General features: G+C 27.9%; 1 protein-coding gene. It reads right to left on the bottom strand.

The genetic code is table 11. The annotated features are described in order from the left end of the window. On the bottom strand, window positions 1-624 hold a 624-nt coding region (locus BFN48_RS12025), incomplete at both ends, for a class I SAM-dependent methyltransferase (RefSeq protein ID WP_141706180.1).

Raw genomic sequence — 624 nt, 5'->3', positions numbered from 1 at the left:
ACCTTACCAAAACATTCTTCAAGTTCCATTAAAAGCTCCATGCTTATATTATTTTCTTTAATATCACTATTTTTAAAACCAGCTACAATCCCAACCCATTCCCCAAAAAACTTCACATCTTTTATACTTAGATAAGGTGTTACTTCTTTTATTAGTTGGCTAAAATAATAGATTTTTTTATGATTAATACTACCACTTATTCCAAAAGGTACAGTTATTATAACTTGTCCATTTTCATTCAATAATTTTGATGCTTTTTTTATAAATCTTTCTGGGTCAGTTAAATGTTCTAATATTTCAGCCATAATAATTGAGTCAAATTTTTCATCTTTAAAATCATAATCTATAAAATTTGCTGTCTTAAATTCTACATACTTTTTGGTTATCTCTAATTCATCTTCTAATACTCTTTTAGCAAATTCAATAGACTCATTGTTCAAATCAATACCTAATACTTTTTTTCCTTCTCTAGCTAGTAATATTGAAGCAATACCTTGAGAACATCCAATATCAAGTATTTTTTCACCTTTAGCTTGAGAACAAACCCAGTGTATTCTCTCTCTTACCTTTCTACCAAACTCTTCGCCCATACCATCATAATATGCTTCATATATTCTATCTAAT

Source organism: Caloranaerobacter ferrireducens (assembly GCF_001730685.1).
GTDB lineage: Bacteria > Bacillota > Clostridia > Tissierellales > Thermohalobacteraceae > Caloranaerobacter > Caloranaerobacter ferrireducens.
This window is presented reverse-complemented; position numbering and strand designations above follow the sequence as displayed.